Annotated in this window: 18 protein-coding genes; 5 read left to right on the top strand and 13 right to left on the bottom strand. The window is 60.8% G+C overall.

The features are described 5' to 3' along the window. Positions 1 to 15 precede the first annotated feature (15 nt). The 7 genes from ACP7B7_RS25900 to ACP7B7_RS25870 all read right to left on the bottom strand — a co-directional run bounded on the left by ACP7B7_RS25900 (position 16) and on the right by ACP7B7_RS25870 (position 6,211). Positions 16 to 360, bottom strand: coding sequence for a helix-turn-helix domain-containing protein (locus ACP7B7_RS25900; RefSeq protein ID WP_426078594.1), 345 nt, complete (start codon positions 358 to 360; stop codon positions 16 to 18). Continuing rightward, the gene (locus ACP7B7_RS25895; protein ID WP_426078593.1) at positions 341 to 718 is read right to left on the bottom strand and encodes a type II toxin-antitoxin system RelE/ParE family toxin; all 378 of its coding nucleotides are present in this window, start codon (positions 716 to 718) and stop codon (positions 341 to 343) included. The genes ACP7B7_RS25900 and ACP7B7_RS25895 overlap by 20 nt, the downstream gene beginning before the upstream one ends. Before the next feature lie 162 nt (positions 719 to 880). Then, positions 881 to 1,606, bottom strand: coding sequence for an amino acid ABC transporter ATP-binding protein (locus ACP7B7_RS25890; RefSeq protein ID WP_308925662.1), 726 nt, complete (start codon positions 1,604 to 1,606; stop codon positions 881 to 883). Positions 1,607 to 1,645: 39 nt separating this feature from the next. After that, positions 1,646 to 2,338, bottom strand: coding sequence for an amino acid ABC transporter permease (locus ACP7B7_RS25885; protein ID WP_308924017.1), 693 nt, complete (start codon positions 2,336 to 2,338; stop codon positions 1,646 to 1,648). Position 2,339: 1 nt separating this feature from the next. Continuing rightward, the gene (locus ACP7B7_RS25880) at positions 2,340 to 3,089 is read right to left on the bottom strand and encodes an amino acid ABC transporter permease (protein ID WP_426078592.1); all 750 of its coding nucleotides are present in this window, start codon (positions 3,087 to 3,089) and stop codon (positions 2,340 to 2,342) included. 100 nt (positions 3,090 to 3,189) lie between these two features. Beyond that, on the bottom strand, positions 3,190 to 4,146 hold the full coding sequence (locus tag ACP7B7_RS25875; RefSeq protein ID WP_426078591.1) for an amino acid ABC transporter substrate-binding protein: 957 nt from the start codon (positions 4,144 to 4,146) through the stop codon (positions 3,190 to 3,192). A 205-nt stretch (positions 4,147 to 4,351) separates the two neighbouring features. Further along, a complete protein-coding gene (locus ACP7B7_RS25870) occupies positions 4,352 to 6,211 on the bottom strand; it encodes an ABCB family ABC transporter ATP-binding protein/permease (RefSeq protein ID WP_426078590.1) in 1,860 nt (619 codons plus the stop codon). A gap of 61 nt (positions 6,212 to 6,272) precedes the next feature. On the opposite strand from ACP7B7_RS25870, the gene ACP7B7_RS25865 reads away from it, so the two are divergent. Both ACP7B7_RS25865 and ACP7B7_RS25860 read left to right on the top strand, forming a co-directional pair. Beyond that, on the top strand, positions 6,273 to 6,713 hold the full coding sequence (locus tag ACP7B7_RS25865) for an acyl-CoA thioesterase (RefSeq protein WP_308924013.1): 441 nt from the start codon (positions 6,273 to 6,275) through the stop codon (positions 6,711 to 6,713). A gap of 8 nt (positions 6,714 to 6,721) precedes the next feature. Beyond that, positions 6,722 to 8,314, top strand: coding sequence for an alkaline phosphatase D family protein (locus ACP7B7_RS25860; protein ID WP_426078589.1), 1,593 nt, complete (start codon positions 6,722 to 6,724; stop codon positions 8,312 to 8,314). On the opposite strand, the gene ACP7B7_RS25855 is transcribed toward ACP7B7_RS25860, so the two are convergent. Next, complete coding sequence (locus ACP7B7_RS25855) at positions 8,315 to 9,199, bottom strand: LytTR family DNA-binding domain-containing protein (protein WP_426078588.1); 885 nt, start codon at positions 9,197 to 9,199, stop codon at positions 8,315 to 8,317. It lies immediately after the preceding gene. A gap of 144 nt (positions 9,200 to 9,343) precedes the next feature. Here ACP7B7_RS25855 and ACP7B7_RS25850 point away from each other — a divergent pair, with 144 nt between their 5' ends. Next, a complete protein-coding gene (locus tag ACP7B7_RS25850; protein ID WP_426078587.1) occupies positions 9,344 to 10,513 on the top strand; it encodes an acyltransferase family protein in 1,170 nt (389 codons plus the stop codon). Here the strand turns inward: ACP7B7_RS25850 and ACP7B7_RS25845 are convergent. From ACP7B7_RS25845 to ACP7B7_RS25830, 4 genes are all read right to left on the bottom strand, one after another. After that, positions 10,510 to 12,192 carry a long-chain-fatty-acid--CoA ligase gene (locus tag ACP7B7_RS25845; RefSeq protein ID WP_426078586.1) on the bottom strand — a complete coding sequence of 561 codons (1,683 nt, stop codon included), beginning with the start codon at positions 12,190 to 12,192 and terminating at the stop codon, positions 10,510 to 10,512. The genes ACP7B7_RS25850 and ACP7B7_RS25845 overlap by 4 nt on opposite strands. Positions 12,193 to 12,246: 54 nt before the next feature. Beyond that, positions 12,247 to 13,929, bottom strand: coding sequence for a long-chain-fatty-acid--CoA ligase (locus ACP7B7_RS25840; protein WP_426078585.1), 1,683 nt, complete (start codon positions 13,927 to 13,929; stop codon positions 12,247 to 12,249). Positions 13,930 to 14,198: 269 nt separating this feature from the next. Beyond that, on the bottom strand, positions 14,199 to 15,251 hold the full coding sequence (locus ACP7B7_RS25835) for an aminopeptidase (protein ID WP_426078584.1): 1,053 nt from the start codon (positions 15,249 to 15,251) through the stop codon (positions 14,199 to 14,201). A 1-nt stretch (position 15,252) separates the two neighbouring features. Beyond that, entirely contained in the window at positions 15,253 to 17,328 is a 2,076-nt protein-coding gene (locus tag ACP7B7_RS25830) for a molybdopterin-containing oxidoreductase family protein (protein ID WP_426078583.1), read from the bottom strand. A 190-nt stretch (positions 17,329 to 17,518) separates the two neighbouring features. Here ACP7B7_RS25830 and ACP7B7_RS25825 point away from each other — a divergent pair, with 190 nt between their 5' ends. After that, positions 17,519 to 18,712 carry a M20 aminoacylase family protein gene (locus tag ACP7B7_RS25825; RefSeq protein WP_426078582.1) on the top strand — a complete coding sequence of 398 codons (1,194 nt, stop codon included), beginning with the start codon at positions 17,519 to 17,521 and terminating at the stop codon, positions 18,710 to 18,712. A 6-nt stretch (positions 18,713 to 18,718) separates the two neighbouring features. Here the strand turns inward: ACP7B7_RS25825 and ACP7B7_RS25820 are convergent, their stop codons facing one another. Next, positions 18,719 to 19,666 carry an NAD(P)-dependent oxidoreductase gene (locus tag ACP7B7_RS25820; protein ID WP_426078581.1) on the bottom strand — a complete coding sequence of 316 codons (948 nt, stop codon included), beginning with the start codon at positions 19,664 to 19,666 and terminating at the stop codon, positions 18,719 to 18,721. Positions 19,667 to 19,717: 51 nt separating this feature from the next. Between ACP7B7_RS25820 and ACP7B7_RS25815 the strand changes: the two genes are divergently transcribed. Beyond that, positions 19,718 to 20,278 carry an acyloxyacyl hydrolase gene (locus tag ACP7B7_RS25815; protein WP_374694291.1) on the top strand — a complete coding sequence of 187 codons (561 nt, stop codon included), beginning with the start codon at positions 19,718 to 19,720 and terminating at the stop codon, positions 20,276 to 20,278. Positions 20,279 to 20,474 lie beyond the last annotated feature (196 nt).

Here is a 20,474-nt window from a genome sequence, read left to right as displayed (position 1 = left end):
AGCCGCAAGGCTGCCTCACCCGGCCTGGGCGATGGCCAGTTTCAGGTGCCCGACGGGATGGCCGGTCGGCCTGACATGGATCTCGATATCGTAGCCCAGGCGGTTCAGGCAATCCATCAGCTTGCGCTCGGACAGGCCGGAAAAGTCGCCGCGCAGCATGCCCGATACTTTCGGTTGCACGATGCCCATGCGGCGTGCGGCTTGCTCCTGGGTCAGTTCGAGCTTGCGGATGGCATTGCTGATTTCGCCCACCAGGCCGGATTTGATTTGCAGTTTGTCGGCGTCGGGCAGGCCCAGGTCGGCAAATACGTTGCCGCTCGATTGCTCGAATTCGATGCCATCAACGATGCGTTTTTTCATGGCGCAACTCCTCGATCAGTTGTTGTGCGCTGCGCAGGCGCGCCCGCACGATCTCGATATCTTGCTTCGGTGTCGCAATGCCGCTCTTGCTCTTTTTCTGGAAGCAATGCAGCACGAACACCGCCTCGTCAAATTTCACCGTGTACACCGCGCGGTAGGTGCCATCGGCATCGTCCTCGACGATTTCCAGTACACCGGCGCAGCCAAAGCCACGCAATACCTTGGCGCTGTCGTGCTTGTCGCCGCGCTGGGCCAGATCGAGCGCATGGCCAAAGAACGAAATGATCTCGACAGGCAAGGCCATCAATTCCTTCTTCGTGGCGCCGACCCAGTACAAGGGTTTATGGGTGATCTTCATGAATTATACCTTTATAAGTATAAAAGGGAAGAGAAATATGAGGGACTGATCGAGCGTAGGCCGACTATCCCGTCACGCCTTGCGGCAAAGCAGGCGCAGGCATGCTGTTAACGCAAAAACGGCCGGTGGATGCCGGCCGTTTTTGCTGGAAAAAAACAGAGCTTAATGAATGATTTTCGCCAGGAAATCGCGCGCGCGGTCCGAGCGCGTGGTGGTGAAAAACTCATCCTTGCTGCAGTCTTCGATGATCTTGCCCTGGTCCATGAAGACGATGCGGTTGGCCACGCGCTTGGCAAAGCCCATCTCGTGCGTGACGACCATCATCGTCATGCCCTCCTGCGCCAGGCCCACCATCACGTCGAGCACTTCGTTGATCATTTCCGGGTCGAGCGCCGAGGTCGGCTCGTCGAACAGCATGGCGATCGGATCCATAGCCAGCGCGCGGGCGATCGCCACGCGCTGCTGCTGGCCGCCCGACAGCTGGCCGGGGAACTTGTCCTGCTGCGACAACAGGCCCACGCGGTCCAGGTATTTCAGGCCCTTGGCATTGGCTTCGTCGGCGCTGCGTCCCAGCACCTTGATCTGGCCGATGGTCAGGTTTTCGCGGATGCTCAGATGCGGAAACAGCTCGAAGTTCTGGAACACCATGCCGATGCGCGCGCGCAGTTTCGACAGATTGGTTTTCGGATCATTGACGGCGATATTGTCGACCATGATCTGCCCCTGCTGTATCGGTTCGAGGCCATTGACGGTCTTGATCAGGGTCGATTTGCCGGAACCGGACGGGCCGCAGATGACCATCACGTCGCCCTTCGACACTTCGGTGCTGCAGTCGGTCAGGACCTGGAACTGGCCATACCATTTGCTTACATTTTTCAGTTCAATCATCATTTTCTTTCTGTAGACGTCAGCGCCGGGCTGCCAGGATTAACGGATGATGGCGACGCGCTTTTGCAGGCGCTTGACCAGGAACGACAGGGCATAGCACAGCACGAAATACACGACGGCCACGAACACATACATTTCCACCAGGCGGCCATCGCGCTGGGCGATCTTCGAGGCGGCGCCGACGAAATCGGGGATCGACAGCACGTACACCAGCGACACGTCCTGGAACAGCACGATGGTTTGCGTCAGCAGCACCGGGATCATGTTGCGGAACGCCTGCGGCAGCACGATATTGGCCATGGTCTGGTAATAATTCATGCCCAGCGCCTGGCCGGCCCAGACCTGGCCGCGCGGAATCGACTGTATGCCGCTGCGCATGATCTCGCAGTAATAGGCGGCTTCGAACATGATGAAGGTGATCAGGGCCGACGAGAACGCGCCCACCTTCACCGGCTCCTCGGCGCCGATGATCCAGGCCGCGATATACGGCACCAGGAAGTAGAACCAGAAGATCACCAGCACCAGCGGGATCGAGCGGATCAGGTTGACGTAGCTCGACGCCACGCCCGACAGAATGCGGTTGCTGGACAAGCGCATCAGCGCCAGCAAGGTGCCCAGCACGATGCCGCCGACCATCGCCAGTGCCGTCAGTTTCAGGGTAAACAGCATGCCAACCTGGAACAGATAGACCCAAGAACGCGAGATGACATCGAAGTCGAAATTACCGAACATGTCAGTGTCCTCCCGACTTGGAACCGGCGACAATGAAGCCGGGTATCCTGATCTTTTTCTCGATCAGCGCCATCAGGATCACCACCAGCAGGTTGACGGCGATATAGATGATGGTGGCGGCCGAAAACGCTTCGAACACCTGGAACGAGAACTCCTGGATGGCGCGCGCGCTGGCCGTCAGTTCGACCAGGCCGATGGTCAAAGCCACGGAACTGTTCTTGATGATATTCAAAAATTCACTGGTCAGCGGCGGCATGATCACGCGCGCGGCCATCGGCAGCAAGATGAAACGGTAGGTTTGCGGCAGGGTCAATCCCAGCGCCGTGCCGGCCAGCTTTTGCCCGCGCGGCAGCGCTTCGATACCGGTCGTGACCTGCACCGCCACCCGCGACGAGGTGAAAAATCCCAGGCACAGCACGGCCGTGACGAAGGGCGCGTTCGGCAGCGACTTGACCCAGGTGCCCAGGTCGGCCGGCAGCAGTTCCGGCATCACGAAATACCACAGGAACATCTGCACCAGCAGCGGCACGTTGCGGAACAATTCGACATAGGCGTTGGCCACGCCGACCAGCCATTTGTTGGGCAGCGTGCGTATGGTGCCGATCACCAGGCCCAGTATCAGGGCCATGATCCAGGCCGCGCCGGCGGTCGCCAGGGTCCAGGTCAGGCCGGACCACAAGGTGTCCATGTACGTGCCGACACCATCGGGAGAGGTCTCCCAGAAGATGCGCCAATTCCAGTTGTAATTCATGTTCATCCTTCCCATGCAGCCATCAAACGGCGGCCAGTGCTGGCCGCCGCACGCAAATGAAACGGGAGGCTTGCGCCTCCCGGTTTTTCACGCAGTCCTGTTATTTTTTCTTTTTGTCCGACGTCTTCTGCGCTTCCGGCACGGCCGCGTAGGCCGCCGGGTCGCCCGAGTCGGTCGGCTTCGCGAAGACCGCCTTCAGTTGCGGCGGCATCGGGAAATTCAGGTTGATGTTTTTAGGCGGAATATTCGAGGTAAACCATTTCGCATAAATGCGGTTGATGTCGTCGCTCTTGTACAAACGCGTCAGTGCATCGTCGACCACTTTCTTGAAGGCCGGGTCGCCCTTGCGCATCATGATGCCGTACGGTTCGACCGACAGCGCTTCCTTGGTGATTTCGTAGTCGTTCGGATTCTTCGAATTGGCCACTTGCGAAGCGAGCAGGATATCGTCGTTGGCTTCGGCCACGGCGCGCCCGGTTTCCAGCATCAGGAACGATTCAGGATGGTCCTTGGCAATCGCGATATTCATGCCCAAGTTTTTTTCCTTGTTCAGAATCGTCATCTGCTTGACGGTCGAGGTGCCGGCGGTGGCGACCAGGGTCTTGCCGCGCAAGTCTTCCAGGCTCTTGATGTTCGACGATTTCTTGGCCAGCACGCGGTTGGCGATCACGAACATGGTCGGCGCGAATGCCACCTGCTGCTGGCGTTCCAGGTTGTTGGTGGTCGAACCGCATTCGAGGTCGATGGTGCCGTTGGCCATCAGCGGGATGCGGTTGGCCGAAGTGACAGGGCTCATCACCACTTTCAGTTCGCTCAAGCCCAGGTGTTTTTGCAGGGCGGTGACGACCTTCATGCACAGGTCGATGGAATACCCCTGGTATTGCTGCTTGTCATCCAGATAGGAAAAGGGCACCGAGCCGTCGCGCACGCCGAGCGTGACGGAGCCGGCTTTTTTGATTTTGGCCAAGGTACCCGTCAATTCCTGGGCCTGGGCTGGCGACATGCTGCTGATGACACCGACGCTGAGCAGTGTGGCGATAATTTTGGTCAATTTCATGGATTCTCCTGAGCGGACAAACCAGGCCAGGCCTGGACGAAACAACTGGGGTGCAGACGCCACCAATGGATTAATTTTATTTCATTTTCAGTGCCATACCAGCCCTTTTCTTCGATTGACAGTCAGTTTCACCGGAATAGGGATGCCGCGCACCAGCGAAGTGCCGTCGCTGTAGCATTTATCCTACTGTTTTCCGGCGACGCACTTATTTGGCCAGGCTCAATTCACCGGGCTCGCCTTGCGACTCGGCGTCCTCTTCCTCGAGCTGGCCGGCCTGCTGGCGTTGCCACATCTGCGCATACAGGCCGTCAGCAGCCAGCAGCTGCGGGTGCGTGCCCCGTTCGACGATGCGGCCATGGTCCAGCACCAGGATCTGCTGCGCATCGGCCACGGTCGACAAACGGTGCGCGATCACCAGCGTCGTACGGTTTTTCGCGATGTCTTTCAGCTGCGCCTGGATCGCCTGCTCCGCTTTCGAGTCGAGCGCCGAGGTGGCCTCGTCGAAGATCAGAATCGCCGGGTCTTTCAGCAAGGTGCGGGCAATCGCCACGCGCTGCTTTTCGCCGCCCGACAGTTTCAGGCCGCGCTCGCCCACCATCGACGCGTAGCCGTCCGGCAGGCTTTCGATAAAGTCGTGGATCGAGGCCGCCTTGGCCGCCGCCACGATGGCCTGCTTGCTGGCGCCCGGCTTGCCGTAGGCGATGTTGTATTCGATGGTGTCGTTGAACAGCACCGTATCCTGCGGCACGATGCCGATCGCCGCGCGCAGGCTGTCCTGGGTGATGGCCCGTAAATCCTGGCCATCGATGGTGATGGCGCCGCCGTTGACTTCATAGAAACGGAACAGCAAACGCGAGAGGGTCGACTTGCCCGAACCGCTGTGACCGACCACCGCCGTGGTGGTGCCGGCGGCGATCTGGAAGTCGACGTCAAACAGGATCTGGCGCTTGGCCTCGTAGCTGAAATCGACATGGGCAAAGCGCACGGATGCGCCCTGCGTGGCCAGCGGTTTTGCGTCGGGCGTATCGGCGATTTCGCGGTTCTCGTCGAGCAGCGAAAACAGCCGCTCCATGTCGGCCAGGCTTTGCTTGATTTCGCGGTAGATCACGCCCAGGAAATTAAGCGGAATATACAGCTGGATCATGAAGGCATTGACCAGCACCAGGTCGCCCAGGGTCATGGTGCCGGCGATCACGCCCACCGTGGCGCGCCACAGGATCAAGGTGACGGCGGTGGCGATGATCAGCGACTGGCCCGTATTCAGCAGTGACAGCGAGGTTTGCGACTTGACGGCCGCCGATTCATAGCGCTGCAAGCCCTCGTCATAGCGGCGCGCCTCGTAGTCTTCGTTGCCGAAATACTTCACGGTTTCATAGTTGATCAGCGAATCGATGGCTTTCGTATTGGCCTTCGAATCGAGGTCGTTCATGGTACGGCGGAAGTGCGTGCGCCAGTTCGTCACCAGCACCGTAAACGCGATATACGACACCAGCGCCACCGCCGTGATGATGGAAAACCAGATGTCGTAATGCAGCACCAGATAGACCAGCACCAGGGTAATTTCCACCAGGGTCGGCAGGATATTGAACAGGGTGTAGGAAATCAGCGAACCGACGCTGCGCGTGCCGCGTTCGATATCGCGCGTCATGCCGCCCGTCTGGCGGTTCAAATGGAAACGCAGGGACAGCGCATGCAGGTGGCGAAATACCTGCAGCGCAATCGTGCGTACGGCGCGCTGCGTGACGCGGGCGAATAAAAATTCGCGCAATTCGGTAAACAGGGTGGTCGACACGCGCAGCAAGCCATAGGCCACCAGCAGGGCGACCGGCAGCACCAGCAGCGCCTGCGGATGGGCCGCCGTGATGGTCATGGCGTCGACCAGTTTTTTCAGGATCAGCGGCACGCCCACATTGGCCAGCTTGGCGCCCACCAGGCACAGCAGCGCCAGCAGCACGCGCCATTTGTAGACCCACAGGTAGGGCAACAGCGTTTTCAGGGTGGCAAAATCGCTGCGGCTGGCGGCGGCTGGCGGGCGAGGTGGGGGGGTAGTCTGGGAGCGGCGCATGGCGAAAGTCGGCTTTTTATGGTTCAATCGGGACAATTGTAGCCTTTCATGAGAATAAACGATGAGCACCTCCCCCGCCCGCCCCGACAACTGCCTCGCCTCCGGCCTGCCCGCCGGAAAAATGCCCGAACTGCGCATGATGCCCGCGCCTTCGGACGCCAATGTCTACGGCGACGTGTTCGGCGGCTGGATCATGTCGCAAGTCGATATCGCCGGCTCGCTGCCGGCCACGCGGCGCGCCAACGGCCGTGTCGCGACCATTGCCGTCAATTCCTTCGTCTTCAAAAATCCCGTGTTCGTCGGCGATCTGCTGTCTTTTTATGCCGAGATCGTCAAGGTCGGCAATACCTCGATCACCGTCAACGTGGAAGTCTACGCCGAGCGCAACCGCCTGCAAGCGTGCATCGTGAAGGTCACGGAAGCGACCCTGATCTATGTGGCCACCGATTCCGACCGCAAGCCGCGCCAGGTGCCGCCGATTGAAACCTTGCTGTCGCAATAAGCAATTCAATGGATAGCCAGCGCCGCATTTTTCTCGCCAGCGCTGCACGCCTCGCCGCGCTGACGGCCACCGCCGGTTCCCTGGCCGGCTCCGGCGCCAGCGCCGCCACCCGCCTGAATGGCGCCGGCTATCCGTTTGCGCTCGGCGTCGCCTCCGGCTCGCCGCTGCCCGACGCGGTGGTACTCTGGACCCGCATCAACTACGATCCGCTGCAAGCTGGCGCCACGCCGGCCATCGCCTTGAGCGTGCGCTGGGAAGTGGCCGACGACGAAGGTTTTCGCCGCATCGTCGCCAAGGGCCAAGCGGTGGCCACGCCGGAACTGGCGCACAGCGTGCATGTCGATGTCACGGGCCTGGCACCCGGACGCTGGTACTGGTACCGCTTTATCTTTGGCGACGCCATCAGCCCTGTCGGACGCACCCGCACCGCACCTGCGCCCTCTTCCATGCCGGCCTCATTGAAACTGGCGGTGGCCTCCTGCCAGCACTGGGAATTCGGCAGCTATGCGGCGCACCGGCATATCGCCGCGGCCGCGCCCGACCTGATCGCGTTTCTGGGCGACTATATCTATGAGTGGGGTGCCTACCAGCTGCAGCACCCGCAGCGGGCCGTGCGGCGCGACGAAAGTTTTACCCTGGAGCAGTACCGCGCCCGCTATGCACAATATAAAAGCGATGCGGACCTGCAGGGCGCCCACCTGGTGGCGCCGTGGATCGTCACTTGGGACGACCATGAAGTGGCCAACGATTACGGCAACGAACGCGACGAGTTGCTGACCACCACCTTCTTGCAGCGCCGCGCGGCCGCCTACCAGGCCTTTTATGAACATATGCCGCTGCGCCTGCTGCCGCTGGGCCGGCGCGGCTTTGTCGACATGCGCATCTACCAGCGTTACGACTGGGGCCGCCTGGCGCGCTTTCATGTACTCGACGATCGCCAGTACCGCGCCAACCACGCCTGTCCGAAACCGAACCGGGGCGGCTCGAATTCCGTCACCACGCGCAACTGCCCCGATTTGATGAAGCCGGACCGTACCATGCTGGGTTCCGCGCAGGAACGGTGGCTGCAGGAGGGGCTGGAAAAATCGCCGGCGCGCTGGAATATCCTGGCCCAGCAAACCCTGATGGCGCAATCGAGCCAGGTGCCGATCACGCGACCCGGCGACGAACGGATCTGGACCGACGGCTGGGATGGCTATCCGATGGCGCGCCAGCAGTTGCTCGATACCCTGCAGGCCAGCGGCGCACGCAATCCGCTGGTGCTGTCCGGGGACGTGCATACTTTCTATGCGACCGAGCTGAGCCGTGACGCCATGCGGCCCGTCTCGCGCGCCAATCCGCTGCTGGCCACCGAGTTTTGCGGCACCTCGATCACGTCCAGTTCGCGCCCGCAGTCGCGCACCGACGACTACGTGGCGATGAATCCGCATATCCGCTACGGCCGCAGCGACAAGCGCGGCTATATGCTGATGGAACTCACGCCGACGAAAACCACCACCTGCTTCCAGAGCCTGGACAATGTGCGCGACAGCGCGTCCCGCATCGCCACGCTGGCCAGTTTTACCGTCAGGGACGGCAAGGCCGGCTTGCAGGAAAGCTGATCAGGCCATCGAGACTTGCTTCAGCGCTTCGCGGTAGCGCCGGCTGACGGCCACCTCGCCGCCCGTCGTCAGCATGGCGCGCGCATCGCCCGACTCGAGCGGCACGATGCTCTGCACAAAGTCCAGATTGACGATGTAACTGCGGTGCACGCGCACAAAACGTTTGCCGTCCAGCCGTCGTTCGATGGCGGCCATGGTCGAGCGCAGCGGATAGTCGTGGCCGCGCACATGCAGGTTCACATAATTGCCCCAGGCCTGTATCCATTCGATCTCCGCCGCCGGCAACAAAAAATCCTTGCCCAGCTTGCGCACCAAAAACCGCTCGGGTTGCTCCACCGGCTCCACCGCCAGCCCTTCGTCCGGTTCGCCGAGCAAGGTGGCCTCGCCCTGCCAGCGCCGCAGCAACAACTGGTAAAAGGCGACAAACAACAAAATCGAAAAGTAAGTGCGCACATCCTTGATATATTCATACGGGAATTCTTGCCACCAAGCGCCGAAATCGTAGTCGCCGCCCTGGCTCCAGTACACCAGTTTGCGCAAGGCCACCATCGCCAGCACATGCACCAGGCTGTAGACGATGGACGCCGCCAGGTGCCAGCGCAGGTTCTGACGCCGGAATACCAGCTGCAGCGGCCGCATCTGGCTGGCGAAGATAACGGCGGGCACCAGCGCCAGCAAGACCAGGTTGCTGCTCCATTCCCATACAGCCACTTCCCAGAACGGCGTGTCAACGCCGGTGCGTACGCGATCGAGCCAGCTGATCCAGCAGTTGAGCGAGGTTTGCAGCAGAGACAGGACGATCCAGAAACCCGGCTCGGCGATCCGGCGCCAGCGCTGATAGCGTTGCAATAACTCGGTGGAAGACACGCTCATGGTGGCAGACATAAAATTAGTTGCCTGATTGTACGATCCACCGGCCGTCCCGGGTTCGCCACTGGTCACAAGCAGCCTTCGATTCATCACTTTTTGCTGGTTGGCCCGGGCCACGCTGCCTATGCTGGCTCATCCCATCACCATGAGCCACCAACCATGTCGCTGCCATCCCGCCGTCACGATATCGACGCCCTGCGTTTTCTGGTCTTCAGCCTGCTGATTGTCTACCACACGGCCATGCTGTACCTGGCGGGTGCCGACTTCCATATGAAGAGCAGCTACCTGACGGAGACCCTGCACTTTCCGATGGTCTTTATCAACCGCTGGCGCATGGAAATCGTGTTTATCATTTCCGGCGTGTCGTGCGCCATGATGACGCAAACCTCGCGCGGCGCTTTCCTGTGGCGCCGGGTGCAGCGATTGTTGCTGCCATTGGCATTCGGCGTGCTGGTCGTGATTCCCGTGCAGCCCTACTGCGAAGGCGTCAGCAATGGCCTGGTGACGCCCGGCTACGGCCAGTTCCTGCTTGATTATTTTGGCCACCACGCCTGGCCGGCCGGCGCCTTTACGGGCTGGAAAACCAGTTTTACCTGGAACCACCTGTGGTACCTGGTCTACCTGCTGCTGTACACCATGGTGCTGGTGGCGTTGCAACCGCTGCTGATCAAGATGAGGCCGCTGTTCACGGGCTTGCGCGGCTGGCGCCTGCTGGTGCTGCCCGCCCTGCCGGCGCTGGCGGCCACCGTCTTCCTGAAATTGCGCTATCCGGAAACCCATGCATTGGTAAAAGACTGGTACGCGCACGCCATCTATTTCACCATGTTCGTCTATGGCTGGTGGCTGGGCAATGACAAGGGAGTGTGGCAGGAACTGGCGCGGCTGCGCTGGCACGCGCTGCTGATGGCACCGTGCGCGTTTGCCGTGTATCTCGGCTTTGACCTGGTGTATTCGGAAGACCTGCTGACCTGGGCGTCAAGCGGCTCCTGGCCGATGCGCAATCTGTACATGTGGCTGGCCATCTGCGCCATCCTGGGCTGGTCGCATACCTTGCTGAACCGCCCATTTACCTGGTTGCCGTGGGCGCGCCAAGCCGTCTATCCCTGGTATATCCTGCACCAGAGCGCGATCGTGCTGCTGGCCTACTGGCTGGTGCCCTTGAAGCTGGGGCCGGTGATCGAACCCATCTTGATCCTGGCGGGCACGGTGGCGATCTGCTGGGGACTCACCTCGCTGGTCATCAGCAAGGTGCACTGGCTGCGTCCCTGCTTTGGCCTGCCCGCCAGGCCAAATCTGGCGGCGGGCACGGCCATGTCGGCGGCTGCTTAAGCCACCTTTTTTTCGTCACGCAACTGACGGCGCAAGATCTTGCCGACATTCGTCTTCGGCAATTCGTCGCGGAACTCGATGTATTTCGGCTTTTTATACGCCGTCAGTTCATGCTTGCAGTGTTCGCGGATCTGCTCCACCGTCAGGTTCGGATCCTTGCGCACCACAAACACTTTCACGGCTTCGCCCGAGTTACCATCCGGCACGCCGATGCAGGCACACTCCAGTACACCGGGGCAGGACGCGACCACGTCTTCCACTTCGTTCGGATACACATTGAAGCCCGAGACGATGATCATGTCCTTCTTGCGGTCGACGATGCGCACATAGCCGCGCTCATCCATGATGCCGACGTCGCCGGTCTTGAAATAGCCGTCGGCCGTCATCGATTTCGCCGTTTCATCGGGGCGCTGCCAGTAGCCGGCCATCACTTGCGGGCCTTTCACGGCGATCTCGCCAGGCTGGCCCAGCGGCACTTCCACGCCATCGTCGTCGATGATGGTGACATCGGTCGACGGAATCGGCATGCCGATGGTGCCCGTGAATTCGGTGATGTCGACGCGGTTGCCGGTGACCACCGGCGAGGTTTCCGACATGCCATAGCCTTCGATCAGCGGGCAACCGGTCACTTTCAGCCAGCGTTCGGCCACATTGCGCTGTAGGGCCATGCCGCCGCCATTGCACACTTTGTAGCTGGAGAAATCGAGCTTGGCGAATTCTTCATTGTTGAGCAAGGCGTTATACAAGGTATTAACGGCCGGGAAGACGACGATCTTGTACTTGGCCAGTTCCTTCACAAAACCGGGAATGTCGCGCGGGTTCGGCACCAGCACGTTCAGCCCGCCCAAGCGCATGCCCATCAGCGCGCTGACCGTCAGCGAATAGATATGGTACAGCGGCAAGGCGCACACGAAACCCATCGAGGTGGCGCGCATCTCTTTCGTCATCACCGGCGCAATCCAGGCCTCGTTTTGCAGCACATTGGCGATCACGTTACGGTGCAGCAGCATCGCGCCTTTCGACACGCCCGTGGTGCCGCCCGTGTATTGCAGGAAAACGATATCGTCATGGCCCTGCTGCACGGGTTTGAGCTTCAGGCGCGCGCCTTCGGCCAGCATCTTGTTGAAGCCGATGGCGCCCGGCAGATGAAAGGCCGGCACCATCTTCTTGATTTTACGCACCACGAAATTGACGATGGTGCCTTTCAGGCCACCGAGCAAGTCGCCCATGGTGGCGACGATCACGTGTTTCACTTGGGTATGCGCCAGCACCTGTTCGACCGTGGTGGCGAAATTTTCCAGCACGATGATCGCTTCGCTGCCCGAGTCGACCAGCTGGTGCTGCAATTCGCGCGGCGTGTACAGCGGGTTGACGTTCACCACCGTATAGCCGGCACGCAGGATCGCCGCCATTGCCACCGGATACTGCAGCACGTTCGGCAGCATGATGGCCACGCGCGCGCCAGGCGACAGCCCCTTGCTTTGCAGCCAGGCGCCCATCTGCAGCGACAATTTGTCCAGTTCGCGATAGGTGAGGAATTTATCCATGCACACGAAAGCATTGCGATCCGCATATTTCTGGAACGACTCTTCCAGCAAATGCGTCACGGAACGGTATTGCGTGCAATCGATCTCGTGCGGCACGCTGTCCGGGTACGACTTCAACCAAATCTTGTCCATCTTGCCTCATCTTTATCTGTAAAGGGACGCGCCGCCCTGGCGCCTCCCGGTGTTTTAAGCCGATACTTTTTGTTCGTCGCGCAGGGCGCGGCGCAAAATCTTGCCGACGTTGGTCTTCGGCAGTTCATCCCTGAATTCAATGAATTTCGGCCGCTTGTAGCCCGTGAATTGTTCCTTGCAATACGCCATCAGGGTCTCCACCGTCAGGTTCGGGTCCTTGCGCACCACAAACACTTTCACGGCCTCGCCCGAATGCTCGTCTGGCACGCCCACGCACGCGCATTCGAGCACGCCCGGGTGGGCCGCGATCACGCCTTCGAGCTCGTTCGGATATACATTGAAACCGGACACCAGGATCATGTCCTTTTTGCGGTCGACGATTCTGACGAAGCCGCGTTCGTCCATGATGCCCACGTCGCCCGATTTGAAATAGCCGTCGGCCGTCATCACCTTGGCCGTCTCGTCGGGCCGGTTCCAGTAGCCGCTCATCACCTGCGGGCCGCGGATGGCGATTTCGCCGGTCTGGCCCAGCGCCACTTCCTTGCCATCGTCGTCGAGAATGGCAATCTCGGTCGACGGAATCGGCAGGCCGATGGTGCCGGAAAACACCGTGCTGTCGGCGCGGTTGCAGGTGGCGACCGGGGACGTTTCCGACAGGCCATAGCCTTCGATAATCGACACGCCCGTCACCTGCTGCCACTTGTCGTTGACCGATTTCTGCACCGCCATGCCGCCGCCATTGGCGATCTTCAAACCGGAAAAATCGAGCCGCGCGAAGTCCGGGTGATTCACCAGAGCATTGTATAAAGTGTTGACCGCTGGCAGCAGGTTGAATTTGTACTTGCCCAGCTCCTTGATCAGGCCGGGGATATCGCGCGGGTTCGGCACCAGGATATTCAGGCCGCCGACGCGCGTGCCCCACAACGCGCAGGCCGTCAGCGCAAAGATATGGTACAGCGGCAAGGCGCACACGATGGTCATCTGCTCCTTGTTGTCCGGGTCCAGCGCGGCCGACGACCACGCTTCCGATTGCAGCACATTGGCGATCACATTGCGGTGGCTGAGCGTGGCGCCTTTCGACACGCCGGTGGTGCCGCCCGTATATTGCAGGAAAGCTGGCTCGTTGATATGCAGTTCGACCGGCGTGAGTTTCATGCGGCTGCCGAGCGACAGCGCGCTCTTGAAGCGCATGGCGTTCGGCAGCGAAAACGCCGGCACCATCTTCTTGACATTGCGCACCACGAAATTGACGATGGCGCCCTTCAGGCCACCGAGCATCTCGCCCATGCTGGCGACGATGACATGTTTCACGGCAGTCTTGCCCAGCACTTGCTCCAGCGTATGGGCAAAGTTTTCCAGCACGATGATCGCTTCGCTGCCCGAGTCGTTGAGCTGGTGTTCCAGCTCGCGCGGCGTGTACAGCGGATTGACATTGACCACCGTGTAGCCGGCACGCAGCACGGCTGCGATCGCCACCGGATACTGCAGCACATTGGGCATCATCAGCGCCACCCTGGCGCCCTTTTTCAGGCCCCGGCTTTGCAGAAAGGCGCCCAGCTGGCGCGAATAGGTATCGAGTTCGGCATAGGTCAAAAATTTGTCCATGCAGACATAGGCATTGCGATCCGCATATTTTGTAAACGCTTCTTCGAGCAAGTGCACCAGCGAACGATATTTATCGGGATCGATGTCGGCGGGTACGCCGGGCGGATACGACTTCAGCCAAATTTTTTCCATGCTGTGCCTCTTGTCTCGAATAATCACGGGGGAGCCGGGGTGCTTGGACCGGCGCTGATTACTGCTGCGGATACGTTGTCCTGCAGTCATGATGAGCATTCTGAAGAGCAATTGCTCCATGCTACTAACGCGATGCTATCGGGCGCACGGCTTCCATGCAAGCGCTTTCAGCAGGATTAGAACAGGAACTCCAGGGGTATTTTGTGCTGCAATGCAGCATAGAAAATACAGCGTTGCAGGAACTGGCAGCTTGGCAAACCTGACAATCTTTAAGGCTCAAGGGGCAGGCTGTGCTGCAGACGCTGGCGACGCTCGGACTGGTCCAGCAGAGACATTGTGTGCACTGCAGCATAAAAAGCACGAAAGTTCTTTTTTTCTTCCAGCAATTTTTTGAAGGCTGGCAAAAATTGATCGTAGGTCGCGACCGAAGCGAGGTGGGCATTGCTCAAAGGCTGCTCGAACCAGCGGTCATAACCGGCATAACCACCCCAGTGCTGCTTCAATACCTGGTACTCATCTTGCAGCGCCGCAAACACCAGCGCCTTGCGCACGCGCTTGTCCGCATCGCTGGCGCCGCTCCGGTACAGCAGATCGAGTTGCGCGCGGTATTTGCGCAGCAGGGTCAAGAAATCGTGGCGCCGGTTTGTATATTGCAGATAAGCCACCTGCATCGCCTGATTGCCGTCATGCGCCAGCCAGCGCTGCACGCCGGCCTCTTCCACGGCGACGGCAAACGATTCGTTGAAGGCCGAGTCACCGGGCACATACACCACCTGGTGCGCCAGCTCATGAAAGATCATGCGCGCCAGTTCGGCGTCGTTGTAGTTGATAAAAGTCGACAGCAGCGGATCGTCGAACCAGCCCAGGGTGGAATAGGCGGGCACGCCCCCAACCTGCACATCGTAGTGCTGGGCACGCAACTGGTCGGCATAGGCTTGCGCCTCGTCCTTGTCGTAATAGCCGCGGTAGGTGACGCAGCCGGCGATCGGAAAGCACCATTGCAGCGGTTGCAGGGACAGTTCCGGCGTGGCGACCACATTCCACAGCACGAAGGGGCGTTGCACGGCAGCATAGGTTTTATAGCTGCCGTTGTCGGGCAGGCCCAGTTCGGTCACGGCAAACTGGCGTATCTGCCGCGCCTTCTGCAGGCGCGCTTTCAGGCGCGGCTCGGTGATCGGGTCGTTCAGCCAAGCATCGATCGGGCGCGCGGACGACCACAGCGAATATTGCCCCTGCGCCGCTTGCGTGTAGTAGCGCAGCTGCGTGCAGCCGCCCAGCAGCAAGCACATGCCCAGCACTGCGGTGGTGGGCAGGCGCGCCATGTCAGGCGGCCTTTTCCACTTCGACCAGCGTATCGTAGAAGGTCGGCGCGCGGCCCATGTCGGTCAGGCGCTGGCTGGTCACTTCATTGGCGTTCTTGCCGTCGCTGGCCAGCTTTTTCCACCACACCGACAGCCCCACCACCAGGCCGCGCCGCGCCTTGTCCGTCACGCGCGCCTTCGCCACGAAACTGCCGCGGTCATTGAAGATGCGCACCATGTCGCCAGCCGCGATACCGCGCGCGGCACAGTCCTCGGGATGCATGTCCAGGTGCGGCTCGCCTTCGGCCGCACGCAGGCTTTTCACGTTCACAAACGTGGAGTTGAGAAAATTGCGCGCCGGCGGCGAGATCATCGCCAGCGGAAAACGCGCCGCCAGGGCGGGATTGCTGGCCGGCGATTCATACGGCGCAATATACGCGGGCAACGGATCGAGACCGGCGTCCAGCATGGCCTGCGAATAAAACTCGCATTTTCCTGACGGCGTGGGGAAACCGCCGTGGGCAAACGGCGCCTCGGGCACCGCCAGCTTTTGCCAGCCGGTCCGCTTCAGCGATTCCCAGTCGAAATGCACGGCGCGCGCATCGGTGGCGTCAAACGCCTGTGCCGCCAGCGCGTCGTCGCTGTCCTGGAAGCAAGGGTCGTCAAAACCCATGCGCTGCGCCAGCAGGCGGAAAATTTCCGTATTGGCCTTGGCTTCGCCCAGCGGCGCCACGGCGGCATTGTTCGCCATCATGTACAGGTGGCCATAGGTCGAATGGGCATCGACGTGTTCGAGCTGGGTGGTGGCCGGCAACACGATATCGGCGTAGTCGACCGTATCGGTCTGGAAGTGTTCCAGCACCACCGTGAACAAATCCTCGCGCGCAAAACCCTGCGCCACTTTTGACGACTCGGGCGCCACCGCCAGCGGATTCGAGTTGTAGACGATCACGGCTTCCACCTGCGGGCCGAACCCGGGCGAGCTTGCTTTCAGCAGATCGTCGCCGATGGTGCTCATGTTGATGGTGCGCGGCGTGCCCTTCATCAGATCGGGCCGCTGCAGCGCCTTGCGGTTGACCGGGAAAGAACCCGAACTCGACAGCTGCATGCCGCCGGCCGCGTGGCGCCAGGCGCCCGTCAGCGCCGGCAGGCAGGCGATATTGCGCACCGCCATGCCGCCACCGCGCACCCGCTGCACGCCGTAGTTGGCACGGATCGCCACGCCGTCACCGCTGCGGCAGGTCTGGCCGTACAGGCGCGCCAAGTCCACCACTTCGCTCACGCTGATGCCGCATACCTCGGCCGTGCGTTCGGGCGTCCATTCCAGCGCGCGCTGTTTCAGTTGCTCGTAGCCTAGGGTATGGTTGTCGATATAGTCGTGGTCGACCAGGTCTTCCGCGATCAGCACATGCATCAGCCCCAGGGCCAGCGCCGCATCGGTGCCGGGCAGCAGGGCAATATGCTGGTGGCATTTCTCGGCCGTCAGCGAACGATAGGGGTCGATCGCGATCAGCGTCGCGCCGTTGCGCTTGGCTTCCTGGGCCCGCATCCAGAAATGCAGGTTCGACGCAATCGGATTGCCGCCCCAGATAATGATCAGCTTTGCATGCTGAAACTGTTCCATGTCGGTGCCGATGCTGGCGCCCACTGTATACCGGTAGCCGGTGGCGCCGGCCGAGGCGCAGATGGTGCGGTCCAGCAGGGAGGCGCCCAGCTGGTTGAAAAAGCGCGACGACATCGATTCGCCCTGCACCAGGCCCATGGTGCCGCAATAGCTGTAAGGCAAAATGGCCTGTGGATTGCGTGCCGCGATCGGTGCCAGGCGCGCGGCGATACTGTCCAGCGCCTCGTCCCAGCTGATGCGTTCGAACTTGCCTTCACCCTTTTTGCCCACCCGGCGCAGCGGATGCAGCAGCCGGTCCGCATGATAGGTGCGTTCCGTAAAGCGCGATACCTTGGTGCACAGCACGCCGGCCGTGGTCGGATGGTCGGGATCGCCCTTGACTGCGGTGGCTACCCCGTCGGTCACCGTCACCAGCAAGGCGCAGGTATCGGGGCAATCGAGCGGGCAGGTCGCGCGCACTTGTGTGGTGGTCATGGTGCAATCCAGAAAGCGTCAGGGAAAGCCGATACTGTAAGCCAGCAGGCGCCCCGGTAGCAAGCTGTGCGCTGGATTTACAAGCTGGACACGGGCTACAATGGTCCCAACCCCGCGCATGTTTTCGATCAAACGTGCCCGTCCCGGCGTGCCGTACACTGATGCGCGCCTGCATCTACAGGAGAATACGATGAAACTAGTTGAACCCATCTTGGCGTTTCAATCCGAGCTGCGACGTATCCGCCGCGATCTGCACGCCCATCCGGAATTATGCTACGAAGAACAGCGCACCTCCGACGTGGTCGCCGCCAAGCTGGCTGAATGGGGCATCCCAGTCGTGCGCGGCCTGGGCCGCACCGGCGTGGTCGGCATTATCCGGAACGGCACCTCGAACCGCGCCATCGGCATCCGCGCCGACATGGACGCCCTGCCGATGCAGGAAATGAATACTTTTGAACATGCATCGCGCCACCCCGGCAAGATGCACGCCTGCGGCCACGACGGCCACACGGCCATGCTGCTGGGCGCCGCCCATCATCTGGCGCACAACCGCCATTTCGACGGCACCGTGTATGTGATCTTCCAGCCGGCCGAAGAAGGCGGCGCAGGCGCGCGCGAAATGATCGCCGACGGCCTGTTCACGCAATTCCCGATGGAAGCCATTTACGGCATGCACAACTGGCCAGGCGCGGCGGCGGGCACGCTGAGCGTGGTGGCCGGGCCAATGATGGCATCGAGCAATGAATTTCACGTCACCGTGAAAGGCAAGGGCGCGCACGCGGCCCAGCCCCACAAGGGTATCGACCCGGTGATGGTGGCGGTGCAGATCGCCCAAAGCTGGCAAACCGTGATTACCCGCAACAAGAGCCCGCTCGATACGGCCGTGCTGTCGATCACGCAGATCCATGCCGGCAGCGCCACCAATGTGATCCCCGACGACGCCAGCCTGATCGGCACCGTGCGCACCTTTACCACGCCAGTGCTCGACCTGATCGAAGAGCGCATGCGCGACATCGCCGTGCATACGGCCGCCGCCTTTGGCGCCGAAGTCGACTTCAATTTCAAGCGCAACTATCCGCCGCTGGTCAACCACGCCAGGGAAACCGCGTTTGCCGTGGAGGTGATGAAACAGGTGGTGGGCGCCGACCAGGTCAATGACAACGTCGAGCCCACCATGGGCGCCGAGGATTTCTCGTTCTTCCTGCAGGAAAAAGCCGGCTGCTACATCTTTATCGGCAATGGTGATGGCGACCACCGCGATGGCGGCCACGGCCTGGGCCCTTGCGTGCTGCACAATGGCAGTTATGACTTCAATGACAACCTGCTGCCGATCGGCGCCAGTTTCTGGGTCAAGCTGGCCGAAACCAGCTTGCCGCTCGCTTGAATTTCGTCAGCTGAGTTGATCCGGGCCATTCCCCAGCCGCTGGCCAGGATTGATGGCTTCCAGGGCCAGCAGGGCGGCGGCGTGGTCGGCCGTCGCATGGCTCTCGGCGATGGACTCGTAGCGCCGCGTCACCAGCTCGGTTAGCGGCAGCGTGATATCGGCCGCCTCGGCCGCCGCCAGGATATTGTGCATGTCCTTGACCTGGCTTTTCACCTGGCCGCCGGCAACGAAATTACGTTCCAGCATGCGCTGCCCATGCACCTCCAGGATGCGGCTTTCGGCAAAACCACCGCGTATCGCCATGCGCACGGCCGCCGCATCGGCGCCAGCGGCCTGGGCCAGCAACAACGCTTCCGCCACGATATTCAGGGTGGCGCCGACGATCAATTGATTGCACAACTTGGCGACCTGGCCGCTGCCGGCAGGGCCCACCAGGGTCGGCCGGCCCATCACCGTTAATATCGCTTCCACCCTGGCGTAATCTTCCGCGCTGCCGCCGGCCATGATGGCCAGGCTGCCGGCCTGCGCGCCACCCACGCCACCCGAGACCGGCGCATCGATGAATGCGTGGCCGGCGGCCTGCAGCGCAGCGTGGAATTGCTGTGCTTCAGCCTGTTTAGTGGAACTCATGTCGACCCATAGCGTCGCCGGTGCCAAGGCCGGCAAGGTGTCCCGCAATACGTGCGCGACGATAGGGCCCGCTTCCAGCATCGAGATCACGACCTGCGCGCCAGCGACGGCATCCAGCAGCGATTCAGGTGCATCGGCCCCAGCCGCGCGCAATAGCTGGGCCTTGCTGTGCGTGCGATTCCAAACTGTGACAGAATAACCAGCCTGCAGCAGGCGCCGGACCATTGGATCCCCCATCAGGCCAGTACCGAGAAATGCGATTTTTGTAGAGAATGTCAATTGAACCTCTGAATATCGAGTGGCGAAAACGGCAGCAAGACGCATGCCTGTGCAAACAAGACAAGCCTAACGGCCAATTTTACGATGAAAGCCTCTATGTTCTTCAAGAAGAATCTCCTCACCTGTGTCGCGGCCGCTGCCGCGCTGATGGCTGCCACTTCCAGCTTTGCCGCTGATGACAAGCTGATCGACTCCGTGTATGGCGAATATGCCAAGGGCGTGAAAATCCAGATGGTGCGCGCCGGCGTCACCTCGAACTGGGACAAGGCCTGGTTTGTATCGAACGGCACCCAGCTGAGCGGTTACTGGGATGCGAGCATCGGCGGCTGGGATGGCAAGAGCTATCGCAATGTCCCAGGCCAGCATCAAAGGCTGTGGGACCTGGGCTTCACGCCCGTCTTCCGCTTTGAAAACACGAATAAACTGGGCTTCTATGCGGAAGCGGGCATCGGCGTGCACATGCTGTCGAAGCTGTATGACAACGACGACGACCGCCTGTCGACCCACTTCCAGTTTGGCGACCATGCCGGCATCGGCTATGTATTCGACAACAAATGGGAAGTCAGCGCCAAGATCCAGCACTTTTCGAATGGCGGCTACAAGAAACCGAACAGCGGCGTGAACTACGGCGTGATCAAAGTGGCTTACCACTTCTGATCTGCTGCTTGAAACGACGAAGCCCTGCGCGCAGCGCAGGGCTTTTTTTCGTCTTTTGATTGGGTGGCGTGAAACCACCAGACGAAAAAAAACCCCGACCATTTCTGGCGGGGTTTTTTTCTACTGCGTATAACAAGCCTGACGATAACCTACTTTCACACTGGTTGCAGCACTATCATCGGCGCAAAGTTGTTTC

Source organism: Janthinobacterium sp. PSPC3-1, from assembly GCF_049896105.1.
Classification (GTDB): Bacteria; Pseudomonadota; Gammaproteobacteria; order Burkholderiales; family Burkholderiaceae_D; genus Janthinobacterium.
Note: the sequence above shows the minus strand (reverse complement) of the source record. Positions and strands in the feature narration are given on the sequence as shown.